The organism is Streptomyces sp. NPDC046862 (genome assembly GCF_040704615.1).
Lineage (GTDB): Bacteria > Actinomycetota > Actinomycetes > Streptomycetales > Streptomycetaceae > Streptomyces.
The window spans coordinates 1-16450 of sequence record NZ_JBEYXP010000021.1 but is presented as its reverse complement, the minus strand read 5'-3'; the positions used below and the strand labels follow the sequence as shown (position 1 = coordinate 16450).

General features: G+C 71.7%; 15 protein-coding genes. 7 read left to right on the top strand and 8 right to left on the bottom strand.

All coding sequences use genetic code 11. The features are described 5' to 3' along the window. Positions 1-231 precede the first annotated feature (231 nt). A complete protein-coding gene (locus tag AB0959_RS23450; protein ID WP_366828428.1) occupies positions 232-2481 on the top strand; it encodes an MMPL family transporter in 2250 nt (749 codons plus the stop codon). 29 nt (positions 2482-2510) lie between these two features. Here the strand turns inward: AB0959_RS23450 and AB0959_RS23445 are convergent, their stop codons facing one another. Further along, on the bottom strand, positions 2511-3638 hold the full coding sequence (locus AB0959_RS23445) for a PP2C family protein-serine/threonine phosphatase (protein ID WP_366828427.1): 1128 nt from the start codon (positions 3636-3638) through the stop codon (positions 2511-2513). Between the two features lie 99 nt (positions 3639-3737). Then, positions 3738-4130 (bottom strand): MerR family transcriptional regulator, encoded by a 393-nt coding sequence (locus tag AB0959_RS23440; protein WP_366828426.1) that lies wholly within the window; start codon positions 4128-4130, stop codon positions 3738-3740. 98 nt (positions 4131-4228) lie between these two features. Between AB0959_RS23440 and AB0959_RS23435 the strand changes: the two genes are divergently transcribed. Further along, the gene (locus AB0959_RS23435) at positions 4229-5404 is read left to right on the top strand and encodes an MFS transporter (protein ID WP_366828425.1); all 1176 of its coding nucleotides are present in this window, start codon (positions 4229-4231) and stop codon (positions 5402-5404) included. 64 nt (positions 5405-5468) lie between these two features. On the opposite strand, the gene AB0959_RS23430 is transcribed toward AB0959_RS23435, so the two are convergent. Further along, complete coding sequence (locus AB0959_RS23430; protein WP_366828424.1) at positions 5469-6200, bottom strand: helix-turn-helix domain-containing protein; 732 nt, start codon at positions 6198-6200, stop codon at positions 5469-5471. Between the two features lie 207 nt (positions 6201-6407). Between AB0959_RS23430 and AB0959_RS23425 the strand changes: the two genes are divergently transcribed. The 3 genes from AB0959_RS23425 to AB0959_RS23415 all read left to right on the top strand — a co-directional run bounded on the left by AB0959_RS23425 (position 6408) and on the right by AB0959_RS23415 (position 8713). Then, positions 6408-7637 (top strand): cytochrome P450, encoded by a 1230-nt coding sequence (locus AB0959_RS23425; protein WP_366828423.1) that lies wholly within the window; start codon positions 6408-6410, stop codon positions 7635-7637. A 107-nt stretch (positions 7638-7744) separates the two neighbouring features. Then, positions 7745-7981, top strand: coding sequence for a hypothetical protein (locus tag AB0959_RS23420; RefSeq protein WP_366828422.1), 237 nt, complete (start codon positions 7745-7747; stop codon positions 7979-7981). Positions 7982-8155: 174 nt separating this feature from the next. Beyond that, positions 8156-8713, top strand: a complete 558-nt coding sequence (locus tag AB0959_RS23415) for an HAD domain-containing protein (RefSeq protein WP_366828421.1) — start codon at positions 8156-8158, stop codon at positions 8711-8713. A gap of 138 nt (positions 8714-8851) precedes the next feature. Here the strand turns inward: AB0959_RS23415 and AB0959_RS23410 are convergent, their stop codons facing one another. The 4 genes from AB0959_RS23410 to AB0959_RS23395 all read right to left on the bottom strand — a co-directional run bounded on the left by AB0959_RS23410 (position 8852) and on the right by AB0959_RS23395 (position 13532). Then, positions 8852-8995: a hypothetical protein gene (locus tag AB0959_RS23410; protein WP_366828420.1), complete on the bottom strand. Its 144-nt coding sequence runs from the start codon at positions 8993-8995 to the stop codon at positions 8852-8854. Between the two features lie 18 nt (positions 8996-9013). Beyond that, the gene (locus AB0959_RS23405) at positions 9014-9379 is read right to left on the bottom strand and encodes a hypothetical protein (RefSeq protein ID WP_366828419.1); all 366 of its coding nucleotides are present in this window, start codon (positions 9377-9379) and stop codon (positions 9014-9016) included. A gap of 134 nt (positions 9380-9513) precedes the next feature. Next, positions 9514-10404 carry a Gfo/Idh/MocA family oxidoreductase gene (locus tag AB0959_RS23400; protein ID WP_366828418.1) on the bottom strand — a complete coding sequence of 297 codons (891 nt, stop codon included), beginning with the start codon at positions 10402-10404 and terminating at the stop codon, positions 9514-9516. Between the two features lie 107 nt (positions 10405-10511). Then, positions 10512-13532 (bottom strand): glycosyl hydrolase, encoded by a 3021-nt coding sequence (locus AB0959_RS23395; RefSeq protein WP_366828417.1) that lies wholly within the window; start codon positions 13530-13532, stop codon positions 10512-10514. A 330-nt stretch (positions 13533-13862) separates the two neighbouring features. Between AB0959_RS23395 and tgmA the strand changes: the two genes are divergently transcribed. Together tgmA and AB0959_RS23385 are read left to right on the top strand one after the other, a co-directional pair. After that, positions 13863-14054, top strand: coding sequence for a putative ATP-grasp-modified RiPP (gene tgmA / locus AB0959_RS23390; RefSeq protein ID WP_131566970.1), 192 nt, complete (start codon positions 13863-13865; stop codon positions 14052-14054). 12 nt (positions 14055-14066) lie between these two features. Continuing rightward, on the top strand, positions 14067-15023 hold the full coding sequence (locus tag AB0959_RS23385; RefSeq protein WP_366828416.1) for an MvdC/MvdD family ATP grasp protein: 957 nt from the start codon (positions 14067-14069) through the stop codon (positions 15021-15023). 14 nt (positions 15024-15037) lie between these two features. On the opposite strand, the gene AB0959_RS23380 is transcribed toward AB0959_RS23385, so the two are convergent. After that, positions 15038-16246, bottom strand: a complete 1209-nt coding sequence (locus AB0959_RS23380; protein ID WP_366828415.1) for an acyltransferase — start codon at positions 16244-16246, stop codon at positions 15038-15040. Positions 16247-16450: the final 204 nt, after the last annotated feature.

Sequence of the window (16450 nt, the reverse complement as noted above, 5' to 3'; positions counted from 1 at the left end):
CGGTGCTTGAGTCGTCCGGTCAGCACTCTCCGCCTCCTGTACGAGAGCCGTAGTGGGGGTTTGGTCCGTACCTTTGTGAGAGCGCTCTCAGCCTCCCGCCGGGGTGCGTACATGTCAACGGTTTCAGCGTTGTCACCCGTTCGGATCGCGGTGTTGTCCGAGATGCTGGAGTGGCGGTTGAGGCATTTAATGACTGATGCCCGACGTGTCTCCTGCTGGAGGGCGCCACCCATGCCTTCAACCCGATCCAGTGCGGAGGGCGGTGAGCAGGCCTCAGAGGGCAGGCTCCGCCGACTGGGCCGGTGGTGCGCCCGCCATTTCGTGGTCGTCATCGTCGTCTGGCTCGCGGCCCTCGTGGCCCTGCAGGTGCTGGACCGTGCCGTCGGCGGGGACTACTCGGACGACTTCGCCCTGTCGGACGTGCAGTCCTCCAAGGGCCTCGACGTGCTCAAGGAGCACGACCCGGCGGCCGGCGGCTACAGCAGCCAGATCGTCGTGCACGACCCGCAGAAGCAGCTCACCGAGTTGAGCTCCCAGATGTCCCAGACGGTCTCCGACCTGCAGAAACTGCCGCACGTCCTCTCGGTCCAGAACCCGCTCACCGCCTCCGGCTCGCAAGCGTCGGGGGGTTCCCAGCAGCCGAACGTCGGCCCCCTGTCGACCGACAAGAAGACGGCGTACATCACCATCCGCTTCGACGAGCAGCCCTCCTTGCTCGGCGACGGCTACCTCGACGGCGTGGACACCTCCGTGCAGCCGCTGCGGTCGGCGGGAGCCGAGGTCGAGTACGGCGGTCAGCTCGGTGAACTGGCGCGTCCCAACGCCGACGACCGGGTGAGCGAACTGATCGGCTTCGGCGTGGCGATCGTCGTCCTCCTCACCGGGTTCGGCAGCGTGATCGCCGCCGTCCTCCCCCTCGTCACCGCCCTCATCAGCGTCATCGTGGGTCTCGCCTGCCTCGGGCTGCTCGCCGCCGCCTTCGTCTTCGCCACCGTGTCGCCGACCCTGGCCACCATGATCGGACTCGGCGTCGGCATCGACTACGCCCTGTTCCTGATCACCCGTCACCGGCAGAACCTCATGGACGGCATGGACCCGGAGCGGGCGGCCGGCCACGCCGCGGCCACCAGCGGCCGTGCCGTGCTCGTCTCCGGCTGCACGGTGATCGTCGCCCTGCTGGGCCTGTGGGTGTCCGGCGTGTCCTTCATCGGCAAGCTCGGGATCGCCGCCGCCGTCACGGTGGTCTCTGCGGTCCTCGGAGCCCTGACACTCGTACCGGCCCTGCTCGGGCTGATCGGCCGGCACATCGACCGCTACCACGTCCGCCGCCCCGTAGCCGAGACCGGAGGGGGAGACGGCGGCCGGCCGCAGGGCACCTGGCACCGCTACGCGCAGCGCGTGGAGCACCGCCCGTGGTGGTTCCTCGCGGGCGGCGTCACGACGATCGTCGTCCTCGCGATCCCCGTGTTCTCGATCCAGCTCGGCCACATCGGAGACGGCGCCGACCCCACGTCGTTCACGGACCGGCGTGCCTACGACCTGATGACCGACGCCTTCGGGCCCGGCTCCAACGGCCCCCTCACGGTCGTCATCGACCAGACCTCCGTGCCGGCGTCGCAGCGCTCGTCCCTGCAGAGCCAGGCGCAGAAGACGATCGGTGCCGTCGACGGGGCCGAGGCCGTCACCCCGCTGACCCCCACCCAGGACGGGGACGTCCTCATCGCCACGGTGTACTCGACCAAGTCCCCGCAGAACGCCGACACCACGGACCTCGTCAACCGCCTGGTGGACACGACCCTGCCCGACGCGGTCTCCGGCACCGGTGCCAAGGGGTACGTCACGGGCGCCACGGCGGCCCAGGTCGACTTCCGGAACATCGTCGCGAGCCGGCTGCCCCTCATCATCGCCGTCGTGGTCGCGCTGGCCTTCCTGATCATCCTCATCGTCTTCCGCGGACTGCTGGTCGCGGTCAAGGCCGCCGTCCTCAACGTGCTGTCGATCGCCGCCTCGTACGGCGTGGTCGTCGCTGTCTTCCAGTGGGGCTGGGGCGGGCCCGCGCTCGGCGTCCACGGGAAGGTGCCGATCGAGAGCTACGTCCCGATGATGATGTTCGCGATCATCTTCGGGCTCAGCATGGACTACGAGATCTTCCTCCTGTCGCGCGTCCGCGAGGCGTGGCTGCGCACCGGCAACGCCCAGGACGCGGTCGCGCACGCGCTGGAGATCACGGCACGGGTCATCACCTGCGCGGCACTGATCATGGTGAGCGTCTTCGCGGCGTTCATCGTCAGCGACAACATCGTGGTCAAGATGCTGGGTCTGGGACTGGCGGTGAGCGTGCTGATCGACGCCACCGTCGTCCGCCTCCTCCTCGTCCCCGCGGTGATGACCCTCATGGGGCCGCACGCCTGGTGGACGCCGCACTGGCTGGACAAGGTCCTGCCGCACATCGACGCCGAGGGGGAGGGGGAGCGTCGCTGAAGAGGGTGTGTCGTGGTCAGTGGCCATGGTCAGCGGAGGTCGTCGGCCACAGGGGGGACCGCGAGGTCCGGCGTGAGCACGAGCATCGTCGCGTCGTCCTGGACGACGCCGCAGTGGCGGACCAGATCGGTCCAGACGCGCTCGGTCAGGGCCACCGGATCGGCGTCGGCCAGGGCGGCGACGCGGTCGGCCAGAGGGTAGAAGGCACCGCTCGCGTCCCGGCCCTCGGAGACGCCGTCGGAGGCCAGGAACAGCCGGTCACCGGGCCGCAGTTCCACCAGGAGCTCCTTCGGCGGGGTGGCGTCGCCCAGACCGAGCCCGAACGGCATCCCCGGCCTGACCTCGAGCTCGGTGGCCTCACCGGCGCGCATCAGCAGCGGGGGCGGGTGACCGCAGGCCACGATCCGCACCGCGCGGGCGTCGGCCGAGAACTCGAGCAGCATGCCGGTCGCGAACAGCTCGGCGTGCCGTACGGCCGCGGAGTCCACCACCAGCCTGCGGTCGAGGCGGGCCGCGACCGACTCCAGGTCCCGCTCGTCGAGCACCGCCTCCCGGAACGCCCCCAGCAGTGACGCGACCGTGGCGACGGCCGACAGACCGTGCCCCTGGACGTCACCCATCACCGCCCGGACGCCGTACGGACCCTCGCGCACGTCGAAGAAGTCACCGCCGACCAGCGTCCCGCGCTGTGCCGCCCGGTACAGGCCCGTGCAGCGCACCGGCCCCACCCGCTCCGGCAGCGGCGGCACGACGGCCCGCTGGGCGGCCTCGGCGACCGCCCTCTCGGTGACCAGCTGGGCGTCGCGGTGACTGCGGACGAACGACACGAACACGCTCAGCACGGCGACGAAGACGATGGTCAGCAGGTCGGTGTTGCCAGGGCGGTTGAGCTGCAGGGCCGGAACGTGGAACAGGGCGATCACCAGACCACCGAGGACCGCCGTGGCCACGGGCCCGTACGACAGCACGGCGAGCGGCGGAATGGCACCCAGCAGGAAACCGAGGTCGAGCGGATCCCTGGTCGCCAGCGTGGCAGCGCACACCACCACCAGCAGGGCGACCGGCAGCACCCGCACCCACACCGGCGGCGGCGCGCCACGCAACCAGCTGCGCCGGCCCTGGTCCCGGCGCAGCCACACGGCAGGCACCCATCGCACACCACCACGCTGCCACACGGCACGCACCCGCCCCACACCGCCACGCTTCTCCGCGCGCCGGGGTCGCGCACACCGGAGGTGCGGGCGTGGGGTATCTCCTCAGGCCCGGCCCGACTCGGGGACGACCGGGCGCTGTGCCTCGCGTACGGCGTCGAGATAGCCGGCGATGGAGTCCCTGTTGCGGACCAGGCAGCGGATCCGCGCGGTCATACGGTCGCGCTCGTGCTCCAGCGTCGCGATCGTCTCCGGTGTGGCGTCGGAGATCTGGATGACCCGGGGCTTGTCGAGGCACGGGAGGATCTGCTTGATGACCCGCGTGGGCAGTCCGACATCCAGCAGACCCCGGACCTGGACGACCCTGTCCACGCTGGCCTCGTCGTACTCGCGGTACCCGTTCGGGGCGCGGCTCGAGACGATCAGCCCCTGCTCCTCGTAGTAGCGCAGCAGTCGACGGGACGTGCCCGTGCGCTCCGACAGCTGCCCGATGCGCATGTGATCCACCTCATGTCGTCGCCGGTTGACCTTCACATTGATGTGATGGTTTGAGCATACGGGGCATGACAACTTCGCGCACTGACCTAACGCCCACCATGCCCAAAGCCGCCGACGATCGAAAGCTTCCTCTGGCGGCGCTGCTGGCACTCGCGACGGCCGCCTTCATGGGAGTGCTGACCGAGGCGCTCCCCGCGGGAGTGCTCCCGGACATGGGTGCCGATCTCTCGGTCGGTCAGCCCGCCATGGGGCAGGTGCTGACGGTGTACGCCATCGCCTCGTCGGTCACGGCGATCCCCCTGTCCGCGGCCACGGCCACCTGGCGGCGCAGGCCACTGCTGTTGACCGCTGTGGCGGGCTTCGCCGTCGCCAACACGGTCACGGCCCTCTCGTCCGACTACCTCCTGACCATGGTGTCCCGGTTCGTCGCCGGGGTGGCCGCGGGCCTGGTGTGGGCGCTGCTGGTCGGGTACGCGCGCCGGCTGGCACCGGCCCGGCTGCAGGGCAGGGCGATCGCGATCACCATGAGCGGCATCCCGCTCGCGCTGTCGCTGGGCATCCCCGCGGGCACGTTCCTCGGCGGGCTGTTCGGCTGGCGGCTGACGTTCGGCCTCATGACCGCGCTCGCCGTCGTCCTCATGGGATGGATCCTCGCGTCGGTCCCCGACCACCCGGGGCAGCGGCCGGAGAACCGGGAGCCGGTCCTGCGTGCGCTGACCCGCCCCGGCGTGGCGGCGGTCCTGTTCGTGGTCGCCGCCTACGTGCTGGCCCACAACATCCTCTACACGTACATCGCGCGGTTCCTCGGCGAGTACGGGATGGCGGACTCCGTCGACGTCGTGCTGCTGGTCTTCGGCATCGCCTCCCTGGTGAGCATCTGGATCGTCGGCGCCCATGTCGACCGCCGACTGCGGGCCCTGACGATCGCGGGCGCCCTCCTGTTCGCCGCCGCGGCCGTCCTTCTGGCCCTGACGGCCGACAGCGCGGCCGTGGTCTACGTCGCGGTGACGCTGTGGGGGCTCGGCTGGGGAGGTGTCGCCACCCTCCTCCAGACCGCCGTGACCGACGCGGGAGGCGACTCGGCGCAGGCCCTGCTGGTGACCGTGTGGAACGGGTTCATGGCCGCGGGCGGGGCCGTCGGCGGTGTCCTCCTCGGCGCCGTCGGCCCCACGTCCTTCCCGTGGAGTGTCCTCGTGCTGCTGGCGCCGGTCCTGGCCGTCGTGGTGGCCGCCCGAGCGCACGGCTTCCCCGCACGGCGGGTGGGCGGGGCCTGAGTCCGCCCCTACGACACGATCGGCGCCACCTGCCGGGGGAAGGGGCTGCCGCTGTGGCGCGTGCTCACCGCTCCCTTCGAAGTGACGCGGGCCGGGCCGGGGTTTCGGGCCCGCGGGGTGCGCGGTGCGGTCCCAACCCCCGCAGGACATCGCCGAGTTGGAGCGCGGTGAGCGCGGGGGAGGGGAGCGGGGACGGGGTCGGCGAGGCGCGCAGCCCGTCGAGGAGCAGGGCGAGGGGGCGGCGCCAGGCGTCCGGGGCGGCGGCCGAGGCCAGGGCCGGGACGGCCCGGCCGAGGGCGGCCAGGGAGAACAGGACGTCCTCCGTGGTGACGTCCGCGCGGACGGTCCCCTGGTCGCGGCCACGGCTCAGCAGCAGCTCGACCGTCTCCCGGTTGTGGGCGTGCACGGACTGCAGTGCGTCGACGCCCTCCAGGTGTGTGGTCATCAGGTCGTTCGTGCCGCGGTCGGCGGCCAGGACCGCGAAGACGGCCTCCAGGTACCCGGTCAGGGCCGCCCAGGCGTCGTCGGCCGTACGCGCCTCCTCGCCGACGGTCATGGTGTCCTTCAGCACGTCGCGGAACACCGCGTCGACGAGGGCCGCGCGACTGGGGAAGTGCCGGTACAGCGTGGCGTTGCCGATGCCGGCCCGGCGGGCGATCACGTCCAGCGGCGCTTCGAGCCCCTGCTCGGTGAACACCTCGTGCGCCGCCTCGATCAGCAGCTCCCGGTTGCGCAGCGCGTCGCGCCGCCGCCCGGGCGTCCTCGCGGTGCCGGCCCCGCCGGTGCCGACCGTCATCCTGGCCCCTCCGTCCTGCCGGGAAGCTCTTCCCGTCACCGGGGAGTGCTCCCCGGTGGGGATGCTATCGTCAGGACATGAAGTGGGGACTGCTCCCCGGTTCATGTCGCACTGTGAGTCCCCCCGCGAGCTCCCACGGTGAGTCCCCCAGTGAGTCCCCGCTCTGAGCGGGGAGCCCGGCGAACCGGAAAAGCGAAGGAAAGCAGCATGACGGCGCCCACCCTCCAGGACCTGGCCCCCGACGGCCACGATCCGGCCGCGGACCCGTATCCCGTCTACGCCGCCCTCCGGGCCAGAGGCCCCGTACACCGCGTCCTCGTGCCCGGAAGCGGTGAGTGCTGGCTGGTCCTCACACGGGACGCGGCCCGCGCCGCACTGACCGACCCGCGACTGCGCAACGACATCCGGAACTCCGCCTCCTGGAGCGGCGACGGCGGCCATGCCATCGGGCGCAACATGCTTCAGACCGACCCACCGCAGCACACCCGGCTGCGGCGCCTCGTCACGGCACACTTCACCGCCGGACGGATCGCCGCACTGCGCCCGAGGATCGAATCCGTCGCCCGTGACCTGCTCGACGCGCTCCCGGTGGCCGGGCCGGTGGACCTGGTCAGCCGGTACGCCCTGCCGTTACCGGTCACCGTGATCTGCGACCTGCTGGGGGTCCCCGCCCCCGATCGCGCCCTCTTCCACACCTGGTCGAACGAACTGGTCATGCCCACCTCGCCCGAGGCGGCGACCTCGGCCGCGGCGGCCCTGACGGCCTACCTGACCGACCTCATCGAGACCAAACGCCGCGCACTCGTCCTTGCCCCCGACGCACCGGACACCGACCTGCTCGCCGGACTCGTCGCGGCGGCCGGGGAGGACACCGCGAGCGGCAGCGCTCACGCTCACCTGACCGCCGACGAACTGCTCAGCATGGCCTTCCTCATCCTCGTCGCCGGACACGAGACGACGGTCAACCTGATCTCCGCGACCGTCCACGCCCTGCTCACCCACCCCGACCAGTTCGCCCTGCTCCGCGCCGACCCGGGCCTCACGGCAGCCACGATCGAGGAGTCGCTGCGCTACAACTCGCCCGTCCACGCGACCGCGTTCCGCTTCGCGGCCGAGGCACTGGACCTCGCGGGCACCCGCGTACCCGCCGGTGACCCGGTGCTGATCTCGCTCGCCGCGGCCTCCCGCGACCCCCTCCACTACCCCGAGCCCGACCGCTTCGACATACGGCGCGAGGGGCCCGCGCACCTCGGATTCGGGCACGGCCTGCACCACTGCCTCGGCGCACCCCTGGCCCGCGTCGAAGCCACCGTGGCCCTGCGCCTGCTCCTCGCCCACCGCCCCACGCTCACGCTCGCCGCCGACCCGACCGCACTCACCTGGCGAACCAGCACGCTGCTCCGCGGCCTGACCTCGCTGCCCGTCCGATTCGGCTGACGAAGCGGAAGAGTGCGCCCACGCCGTGTACGCGGCGACACCCCGGGCACCCGGACGGCGTTCCGGAACCGAGTAATCGCAGCTCACCACATGGAGGAGGGTCCAGCGTGACCAGCACTGCGGAGACCGGCGCCATCACCGGTACGCCGGACAAGGACTACAACCTCATCTGGTACGTCGAGGCGTGCCTGGACAACGCGCTGCGTCTCGAGAACTACATCCAGGACGCGGAACGGGACAAGGACACCGAGGTCGTGGAGTTGTTCCGCAAGGCGCAGGCCGACAGCCGCAAGGGAGCCGACCTGGGCAAGCAACTCCTGCGCAGGCGCCTGCAGGAGAGCTGACGGAGCCCGTCACCGCGGCGGGCACAGCGGGTACGGGCCGCATCGGCTCGTACCCGTTCCGCTCCTGTACGGAAGGCTCCGAAAACCACGCGGAGCGCGGCCCGGAACGGAGCTACGCTCGTCGTGCGACGACGGCGACGAGCGGTCCGGCACTGAGGGGGGAACACCGTGGCGGTGAGCCGTCCTCTCCTCTATCTCGACGTCGACGGCCCGCTCAACCCGTACGCGGCGAAGCCGGAGCGCCGCCCGCACGGCTACGGAACCCACCGGATGAAGCCCCCCGGCTGGATCGCCCAGCACCCGGGTGTGCCGAGGGCGTACGTGAAGCCGCTGAGGGTCTGGCTCAACCCCGATCACGGGCGCCGGCTCCTGGACCTGAGCGACCGGTACGACCTGGTGTGGGCGACCACTTGGGGCCGGGACGCCAACGACTTCATCTCGCCGGTCCTCGGACTGCCGGCCCTCCCCGTCGTGGAGTGGCCGACGATGCACGACATGGCACCGGACGGGACGTTCTGGAAGACCCGCCACCTCGTCGCACACGCCTCCGGCCGGCCCTTCGCCTGGGTCGACGACGAACTCGGCGAAAGGGACCGCACCTTCGTACGGACACACCACCCGGCAGCGGCCCTGCTGCGTCACGTCGACGCACGACACGGCCTGCGCGACACCGACTTCGCGGCCGTCGCGGCCTTCGTGCGAACCCTGGGCACCGAAGGCCGCCCCGCCTGACCGGGCCGAAACGGCTACTCGGCCAGTATCGCGTCGAGACAGCGCGCGCCCTGGACACACAGGGTTACGCGCCATGGAGGCACCGGACCTCCTGGTCGGCGACGTACGCGCGTTCTTCGCCAAGGTGCGCTGACGCGGTCAGGCCCCGCCGCGCACGGCCACCGTCAGGCCCCGGATCTCGTAGCCCCCGATGTCGCCCTTGAACGAGACACGGGGCGGCGCGGTCATCCGGATGCCGTCGAGCGCCAAGAGACGGCTGAGGAAGATGTCGGCCTCCTGCATCGCGACGACCGCACCGGGTCACCGGTGCGCGCCGTCGCCGAAGGCCAGACCGGCCGGGCCGGGCCCCTCCTCCAGGTCGCGGCCCGGCCGGATCCGCAAGGGCAGGCAACCCACCCCACTCGCGTCGGTGTTGGCGTCGTCGACGAAGATCTCGACCAATTCCCCGGGGCACACCACGACGGGCCCGCCGGCCGTGGGCACCCGCAGTTCGGCCGTGGCCCGTCGGCGCAGCCCGGCCTGTACGGTCCCGGAACCACGCAGCACGGACCGCGCTGCCGAGAAACCGTGGACCTGCCACGTCCCGTCGGCCGCCCTGCCGACGGGACAACCCGGCCGGGCCCGTCCCCTGTCCACTTTCCGCGCGGTGTCCTCGGCGTCGCTCATCGGACCGGATTCCCCCATGAACCGGTGCAAAGGCGCACTGCATCCGTCATCACAGCACGTGTCGACCAGCCCTCATAGCAGCCAAGTCGGGGAGCGAGGGAGGGGAGGAGGGCCGGTGCGCGACCTCCGTGCGGTCAGCTCTGCCCGTCCCCACCGCCCAACCGCTCCTCGGCCTCGGCGAGGATCTCCGTCACCCGCAGCCCGAACGCGACGTCGCAGGCGTGCGGACGTCCGGTCTCGACGGCGGCGAGGAGGGCGTCGGCGGCCCGCGTGAGAGGCTCCACCGCTCCCTCGGAGGACGCGGGCAGCACAGTGACACCCGCCTTGCCACGCAACTCGACCGTGGTTCCGGCGGCCGCCGGAGGGGCCGTGAGGCTGAGCGTCAGCGTGCTCGACGCCCCGCCGACGTGTTCGAGGACGAGGTGGACGGTGTCCTCGGGGCCGCGCGCGGAGGCCGCCACCCGCCTGACGTCGCCGAGCACCGGCAGCAGCAGTGACAGGGCGTGCGGGCCGACGTCCCACAGGCCCCCCTTGTCACGGCGCCACGGCGTCGCGAACGGGCTGTCGCCGGTGAACACCGAGCCGAGCCACTCCGCCCGCGCCGTGAACCAGCCGTCCAGGGCGGCTTGTTCGCTGATCCAGGCCTCTGTCGTGGTCTGGAAACGCGAGGTGAAGAAGACGACTGAGGACACCCCCGCCTCGCGGGCCGCCTCGACGACGCTCCGCCCGTCCTCGACACTCGTCGCGACGGGCTTGTCGAGCAGCAGATGGCACCCCGCCCGCGCGGCGCGTACGGCGAGCGGGGCCTGTACGGAGGGCGGCAGCGCGACGGCGACCGCGTCCACGTCGGTGAGCAGCGCGTCGACGTTCTCGTACGCCCGTGTGCCGTGCCGGTCGGCGATCTCCTCGGCCGCCTCCGGGCGCCTGCCCCACACACCCACGAAGTCCAGTCCGGGGTGCCCGCTCAACGCCGGGGCGTGGGCCATGTCGGCCCACGGTCCTGTCCCGAGCAGTCCGATGCGCATGCCGCCGCCTCTCCCGTGCTGATCCCGTCACCCCACCGGCCCGTGCCGGTGACCGTGTGGGGCGAGCCTTTCACGCGGCCCCTGACCTGCACCACCATCTGTCGCGCCTAGGTCAGGCTCGCCTGCCGGTACGGCACCAGCCGGACGGGGCCCGTCAGTCCGTACGCCTGCCGTGTCACCGTGCCGAAGACGTCCGGGCGGGCCACCCGGAGACGGTTGATGAGGGGTGTGGCCACCTCCACCTCCAGGGTGTTGTGCCCGCGCCGGAGCCACGGGCCGACATCCAGGACGGGGCGGAGCCGGTCGACGGGTCCGAGCCGGGTGCCGTTGAGGGTGACCCGGCAGGTGTCGCCGACCTCTCCGAGTTCCAGCAGCGCTCCGTGGTCCGCGCCCCAGTCCGACGGCAGGGTGAGTGTGGTCCGGTAGCGGCCGATGCCGGAGACGTCGGCGAGCTCGGGAATCTGTGACCAGGGAAGCAGCGCGTCGAGCGTCAGCGTGTGCCGGACGACCTCGGTGTCCGTCGCCCCGGCGCCGGGCCGCCAGTCCTCGACGTCCAGCCGCCAGCGATCCGGTACGACGGGTACGGGTATCTCGGAGATCGTCGTGGTGACCGTACGGCCCGGGGAGAACCGGGTCGCGTACGTGCCCGCCCTGCTCGCGCGCACGACCGTCCCCTTCCGCGTGAACAGCACCTCGTCGGCGTCGGTGGCCACGACGTGCGGCCGTCTGCCGAGGCGGTCCCCGAACAGGCCGGGCCGACCCAGCGCGACGATCGTGGCCTGCCCCGGCTGAAGGGCCACGCGCAGGGTGAAGCCGTCGCCGTCCTCGGTGTACCGGGCGACGCGCAGGGCCCTGCCGGTCCACGGGTCCAGCACGTACGGCACCGCCGACCCGCGCCGCGTGTGCCGCAGCGTCACCTCGTGGTCGATGGCGGCGACCGGTGGCTTGACGTTCTCGGCGTGCTTGCCGTTGCACAGGTAGTAGAAGTCGGCGTCCTCGGTGGACCGGTGGGCGTTGAGGAGGGTGGAGGAGGTGGTGTATCGCGCGTCGGGAGTCACCCCGAGGTCGGCGAGGGCGTCGCCGACGGCCGCCTTGTCCGTCACGCGGCGCACGGTGGGCAGGGCGAGCAGACGCGCGAGCACCTCCCGCAGCCGCTCGGTCTCGCCGTCCGCGGGCACCCCCGGCGTCAGCGCCTGGTCGAACGCGCCGAGCAGGACGATCGGCAGTCCGGCCCTGGCGAACTCCAGCAGCCTGCGGGCGTCGGTCTCGGCGAGCGTCGGCGCGGAACCGTAAAAGAAGTCCCCCTCCACGAACAGCGCCTTGTACGCCGGTCCCTCGGGCGCCAGCCGCCCGCCGGAGACGGTCGCTCCCGGCAGACCGAGCAGCGGGCCGCTGAGGAACTGGTGGGTCCAGCCGAGCGGAACAGCGGTCGACGTGAACCAGGAGGCACCGATCCCGGTGGCGGTGTAGCCGGTCTGACGGAACACGGCGACGTCGGCCCGGGCGGTCCCGGCCTGGAGGACGCGGTGCACGCGGCCGAGGTAACCGGCGATGTCGTCGACGTGCCGCCAGGTGGGCTGGCGCGGGCCCCAGGACTCCCCGTAGCCGGGCGCCCCGCCGTACGGGCTGAACGCGGCGAACCCGGGCCAGCCCGCGCCCGGTGCCGTGGCATAGGAGAAGCCGTGCAGGACCGTCTGGTTGACGCCCGCCGCGTACGCTCCACCCATGGTCCGCAGGAACCGGTCCCAGGTCGTGCCGTACGCGGAACCGTTGTAGGCACCTGCCTCACAGGACAGCACGGTGTGCCCGGCCACGTCCCGTCCGCCGGCCAGACAGCGGTAGTCGTCCAGGTTCTTGAAGCCGAGCGACTCGCCCTCGGCGATGTCGAGGACGGCGGCCGAGGCGATGGCGTCGGTCGGGAGCCCGTACGGCTGGGCCCTCAGCGCCATGCCCAGCGAGTGCGCCCAGTCACGGAGGGCCCGCACGTGGTGGCGGTTGAACAGCCCGGAGACGGTTTCCCAGAAGTCGTGCCGGATCTGCCGGGTCAGTTGGGCCTCGAAGGTGAAGACCTGGTTGCCGTTGTCGAGCACGAGTGCGGGCAGGTACGGAAGGAGCGGCCGGCCGGTGTGCTTCGCGAAGGCCTCCGGCAGCAGAGGCGTCCACTGCAGGCCGTCGGTCTCCAGCTCGATGGAGTCCTCGAAGAACGCCCCGCCCGCCACGCGCAACAGCCGTCGCAGGGAGTCAGTGAGCACCCGCGACTCCCAGTACTCCGTGATCGCGGCGGTGCCGGCCGCGCTGAAGTGGTCGACGACGCCGGCGGCGGGAGAGGAGTGGGGTCCCGACTCGGGCTGCTGCCCCGAGCCGCGCTGCCAGTACGAGATCAGCACCCACTCCCCGCCGGGCGGCGCCGCCCACGTGAGCAGGCCGTCGAAGACGCGGTCCGTGAGGTCCTGGACGGTGGCGAGGTCCAGCCCGGTCTCCTTGCGCGTGGAGTGGGCCGCGTCGATCCGGGCCGCCTGTACGGCGAGGAGCCGCTGCCCGGTCACACCGGACCCGGGCTCGTGCACGGGAGGTGGCACGGGGCCGCTGAAGGTGGCTCCACCGGCCAGCGGGACCCGGCCGTGGACGAGTTCCTTGACCGCCGCCTCGTCGTCCGGTGCGACTCCGGGGACGGCGGCGGGCCAGCTCGGGCCGAGGGTGAGGTCGATCGTGAGCCCGCGTCTCGCGGCCCGCCGGAGTGCCGCTTCCACGCCGTCGCGCCACGGTCTGCTGCCCCACCCATGGCGCGCGGTGTCCAGGACCGACTTGTCACGGATGCTGTGGTGGACGGCGGCGATCTCGGCCCCGCCGAATCCCGCGTCGGCCATCTGGTCGACCTCGCGGGCGACTTCGTCCGGGGCGACCAGCCCGTCTGGCCACCACCACCGGAACCTGGGACGCACGGAGCGCGGGGGTGAGGCGAACCATTCGCCGTCGAGCCCCCGGCCGTTGGCCGCCGAACCCGGGGCGGCGACCGCCGGGAGAGCCGGGCCGAGCGAGGCGACGGTAGCGGCCGTCAGACCGGCCGCAAGGACGGTGCGACGTGTTGTACCGCTTGTGCCGCCACGTCGAGGCAGGGAATCGGGCATCGATCTCGGCTCCCATCGTTTTGAATCGATTCAACCACTCCGAAACGCCGGAACATTAAGGCGCGGAGGTGATCGGGGTCGAGGGGCGCGGTCTTCATGTGACTCACGTCACCTTGATGAGGCAGGGAAGCGTGGAGGGCGTGAACGGCAACCCTTTACGGCAGCCGTGACGACTCCTCAGGAGCCGTGCCGGCAGGGGGCGGACGTAAAAACGAGGCCCGAGGTTGATGTGATGACCTTCACCCTGATGTGGCGGAAAGTGATGAATTCCTTACGCGAGACGGACGTACAGGAACGCGTATAGACAGCGTTCGACCTGGGAGGTTCGCCTTGCGACCGTTCACCCTGAACTACGTCCGGCCCAGAGCACTGCCGATCGTGGTGGAGCCCTACAGCTTCGACGCCTCGTTGCAGCTGAACGTGCTCGGTGACGGCCGTCCCGCCGTGGCCGACCGGGACCTCCTGCTCGCGGTCGGCACCACGACGTCCACGGCGGGTTCACAGACGCACTTCGACGACTGACAGCAGCCGCACGTGACCGTACTGATTCTGACCTCGGAGCAGGACGTCACCGCCGACATGGTGGTGGCGGAGCTGGGCAGGCTCGGCGCGCCGGTGATGCGCCTCGATCCGGCCGACATCCCCGGAAAGGCGGTGCTGTCGGCCGACTACGCACACGGCGACTTCGACGGGCATCTGTCGGTCAACGGGCACGTGCTGAGCATGGGTGGCCTGCGCTCCGTCTGGGTGCGCAGGCCGGGCGACCCCGCCGCCCACGCGCCGCAGCCGTCCGCGTGGCTGACCGCCGAGACGCGGCAGGCGCTCTACGGCATGCTCTACTCGGCCTCGACCGCCTGGATGAACCACCCGAGCAACGCCGACCAGGCGCGGCACAAACCCTGGCAGCTGAGGGTCGCCCACTTCAGCGGCTTCGCCGTACCGCCGACCGTCTTCACCACGGCACCGAAGGTGGCCCAGCAGTTCGTCGAGCTGCACCGGGACGTGGTCGTGAAGTCGGCCTCGGGTCCGCCGCCCGACGACCCCGCCGTCGCCCTGCCGACGACGCTGATCGGGTCCGACGCCGACTTCTCCGCCGTGGCCGCCGGCCCGGCGCTGCTGCAGCGGTACGTACCCAAGCGGGCCGACATCCGCATGACCTGCGTCGGCGACCGCCTGTTCGCCGCCCGCAAACGGGCCGCCCCCGGGCAGATCGACGGCCGCTACGGCGAGACCGGGTACGGCTGGGAGGCCGTCCCCGTGCCCGACCGCGTCGCCAAGTCGGCACTGGAGTACCTCTCCGTCGCCGGCCTCGCGTACGCGGCCTTCGACTTCGCCGAGGACGAGGAGGGGGTGTGGTGGTTCCTGGAGTGCAACCAGGGCGGCCAGTTCGGGTTCATCGAACTGGAGACCGAGCAGCCCATCGCGGAAGCGGTGGCCCTGTGGCTGTCGTGGCGCCGCCCGGACACGCGGGTGCCGAGCCCTCGCTGGTGAGGGGCGTGGGTGGGTCAGGTGGTCCGGGGCCGCGCGGGCTCGGGGCGCATGCCGAACAGGAAGCGTGTCACCCGGGTCCTGCGCACCGCGAACTCGTAGACGGGGAGGAGCACGACCAGGGAACCGGCCACGATGGCCGCGTACTTGACGATGATCGGTGCAGGCCACCCCACCACCCCGTACGCGAAGACGACCACGACGGGCTGGTGCAGCACGTACAGCGGCAGCGCGGCCACGGCGAAGTACGCGAGCAGGTCCCGTCGGAGTCCGGGCCGGTCGAGGGCGGACGATCCCGGTTCGCGGGGCCGGTCGAGGAACCCGAGGATGGCGGTCACCCAGCACCAGCCGGCCGCGCCGAACAGGGCCCGTGTGGCCATCGCCGTCCCGGTCCGCGCGGTGAACGGGTCGTCGCCCGAGAGGAAGCCCGGTGCGGTCGCGGCGAACAGGACGAGCCCGAGTACGCCCACCGGCAGTGCGAGACGGCGCACGACGGCACGGACCCGGTCGTCGTCGGCCAGGGCGTAGCCGCAGAGGAAGAAGACCAGGTAGGCCCAGCGGTTCCAGCCCGCGAACCCCTCTTCCATCCCGAGCAGGGAGTTGACGGCGGCGAGGGGCAGCGCGGGCAGCAGGAGCAGCCACGGGTGGCGCGCCACCGCTCCCGCCGTGCCGTCGGCGCCGGACGGGAGGAAGGCGGCGAGCGGAGCGAGAAGGAGACAGAACGTGAGCAGCAGGACGACGAACCACAGGTGACCCGTCTCGAAGTGCTCCCCGTCGAGCACGAACGGGAAGTCGCCGAGGTCCAGGTGGACGGTGAGGAAGCGGGGCCAGAAGCTCCAGTACGACTCGTGATAGCCGGGGTCGGCCGCCCGCGCCCGCAGCCACTGGGGGAGGGGATTGAGGACGACCGTGACGAACACCAGCGGGACGCCCAGACGCAGCAGCCGTTCACGGGCGAAGCTCCCCGCACCACGGCGGCGGACGGAGTGCCGGGCGCCCAGACCCGCGACGAGGAACAACATGGGCATCGCCCACACCACCGCCAGGCCCGCGATCACGGTGACGACGTCGGCCGTGTCCGCGTTCTTGACGTAGAAGTCGTCATCGGGTGCGAACACCAGGGCGGCATGGAAGAAGACCAGGCCGAGCACCACGAGGGTCCGCAGCACGTCCAGTTCACGCCGCCGGGGAGCGGGCGCCTGCCGCTGTGCGGGCTCGATGGTCATACGGCTCCCCCCCCGGATCCAGGAACAGTGTGGGGGAGGTGCGGCGCGGAGGACAGGGTTCCCGCGAGGGCCCGCGAACCGGGCCCAAAACAGTGCTGCCCCAGGGGTGCTAGTGAGCCGGTTTTGAGTTCTCCCGCCACCACTTGAGTCGTGTTCTGTTTCGGATCGCGGCTTGGGCGGTGACGGGGCTGGTGGTTTGCGGTC

Bases quoted from the DNA above. Each gene is read 5' to 3' on its own strand.
- AB0959_RS23450 (WP_366828428.1), top strand. From the start codon at position 232: ATGCCTTCAACCCGATCCAGTGCGGAGGGCGGTGAGCAGGCCTCAGAG.
- AB0959_RS23440 (WP_366828426.1), bottom strand. From the start codon at position 4,130: ATGCGCATCGGGCAGCTGTCGGAGCGCACGGGCACGTCCCGTCGACTG.
- AB0959_RS23435 (WP_366828425.1), top strand. From the start codon at position 4,229: ATGCCCAAAGCCGCCGACGATCGAAAGCTTCCTCTGGCGGCGCTGCTG.
- AB0959_RS23430 (WP_366828424.1), bottom strand. From the start codon at position 6,200: ATGACGGTCGGCACCGGCGGGGCCGGCACCGCGAGGACGCCCGGGCGG.
- AB0959_RS23425 (WP_366828423.1), top strand. From the start codon at position 6,408: ATGACGGCGCCCACCCTCCAGGACCTGGCCCCCGACGGCCACGATCCG.
- AB0959_RS23410 (WP_366828420.1), bottom strand. From the start codon at position 8,995: ATGCAGGAGGCCGACATCTTCCTCAGCCGTCTCTTGGCGCTCGACGGC.
- AB0959_RS23405 (WP_366828419.1), bottom strand. From the start codon at position 9,379: ATGAGCGACGCCGAGGACACCGCGCGGAAAGTGGACAGGGGACGGGCC.
- AB0959_RS23400 (WP_366828418.1), bottom strand. From the start codon at position 10,404: ATGCGCATCGGACTGCTCGGGACAGGACCGTGGGCCGACATGGCCCAC.
- AB0959_RS23395 (WP_366828417.1), bottom strand. From the start codon at position 13,532: ATGCCCGATTCCCTGCCTCGACGTGGCGGCACAAGCGGTACAACACGT.
- AB0959_RS23380 (WP_366828415.1), bottom strand. From the start codon at position 16,246: ATGACCATCGAGCCCGCACAGCGGCAGGCGCCCGCTCCCCGGCGGCGT.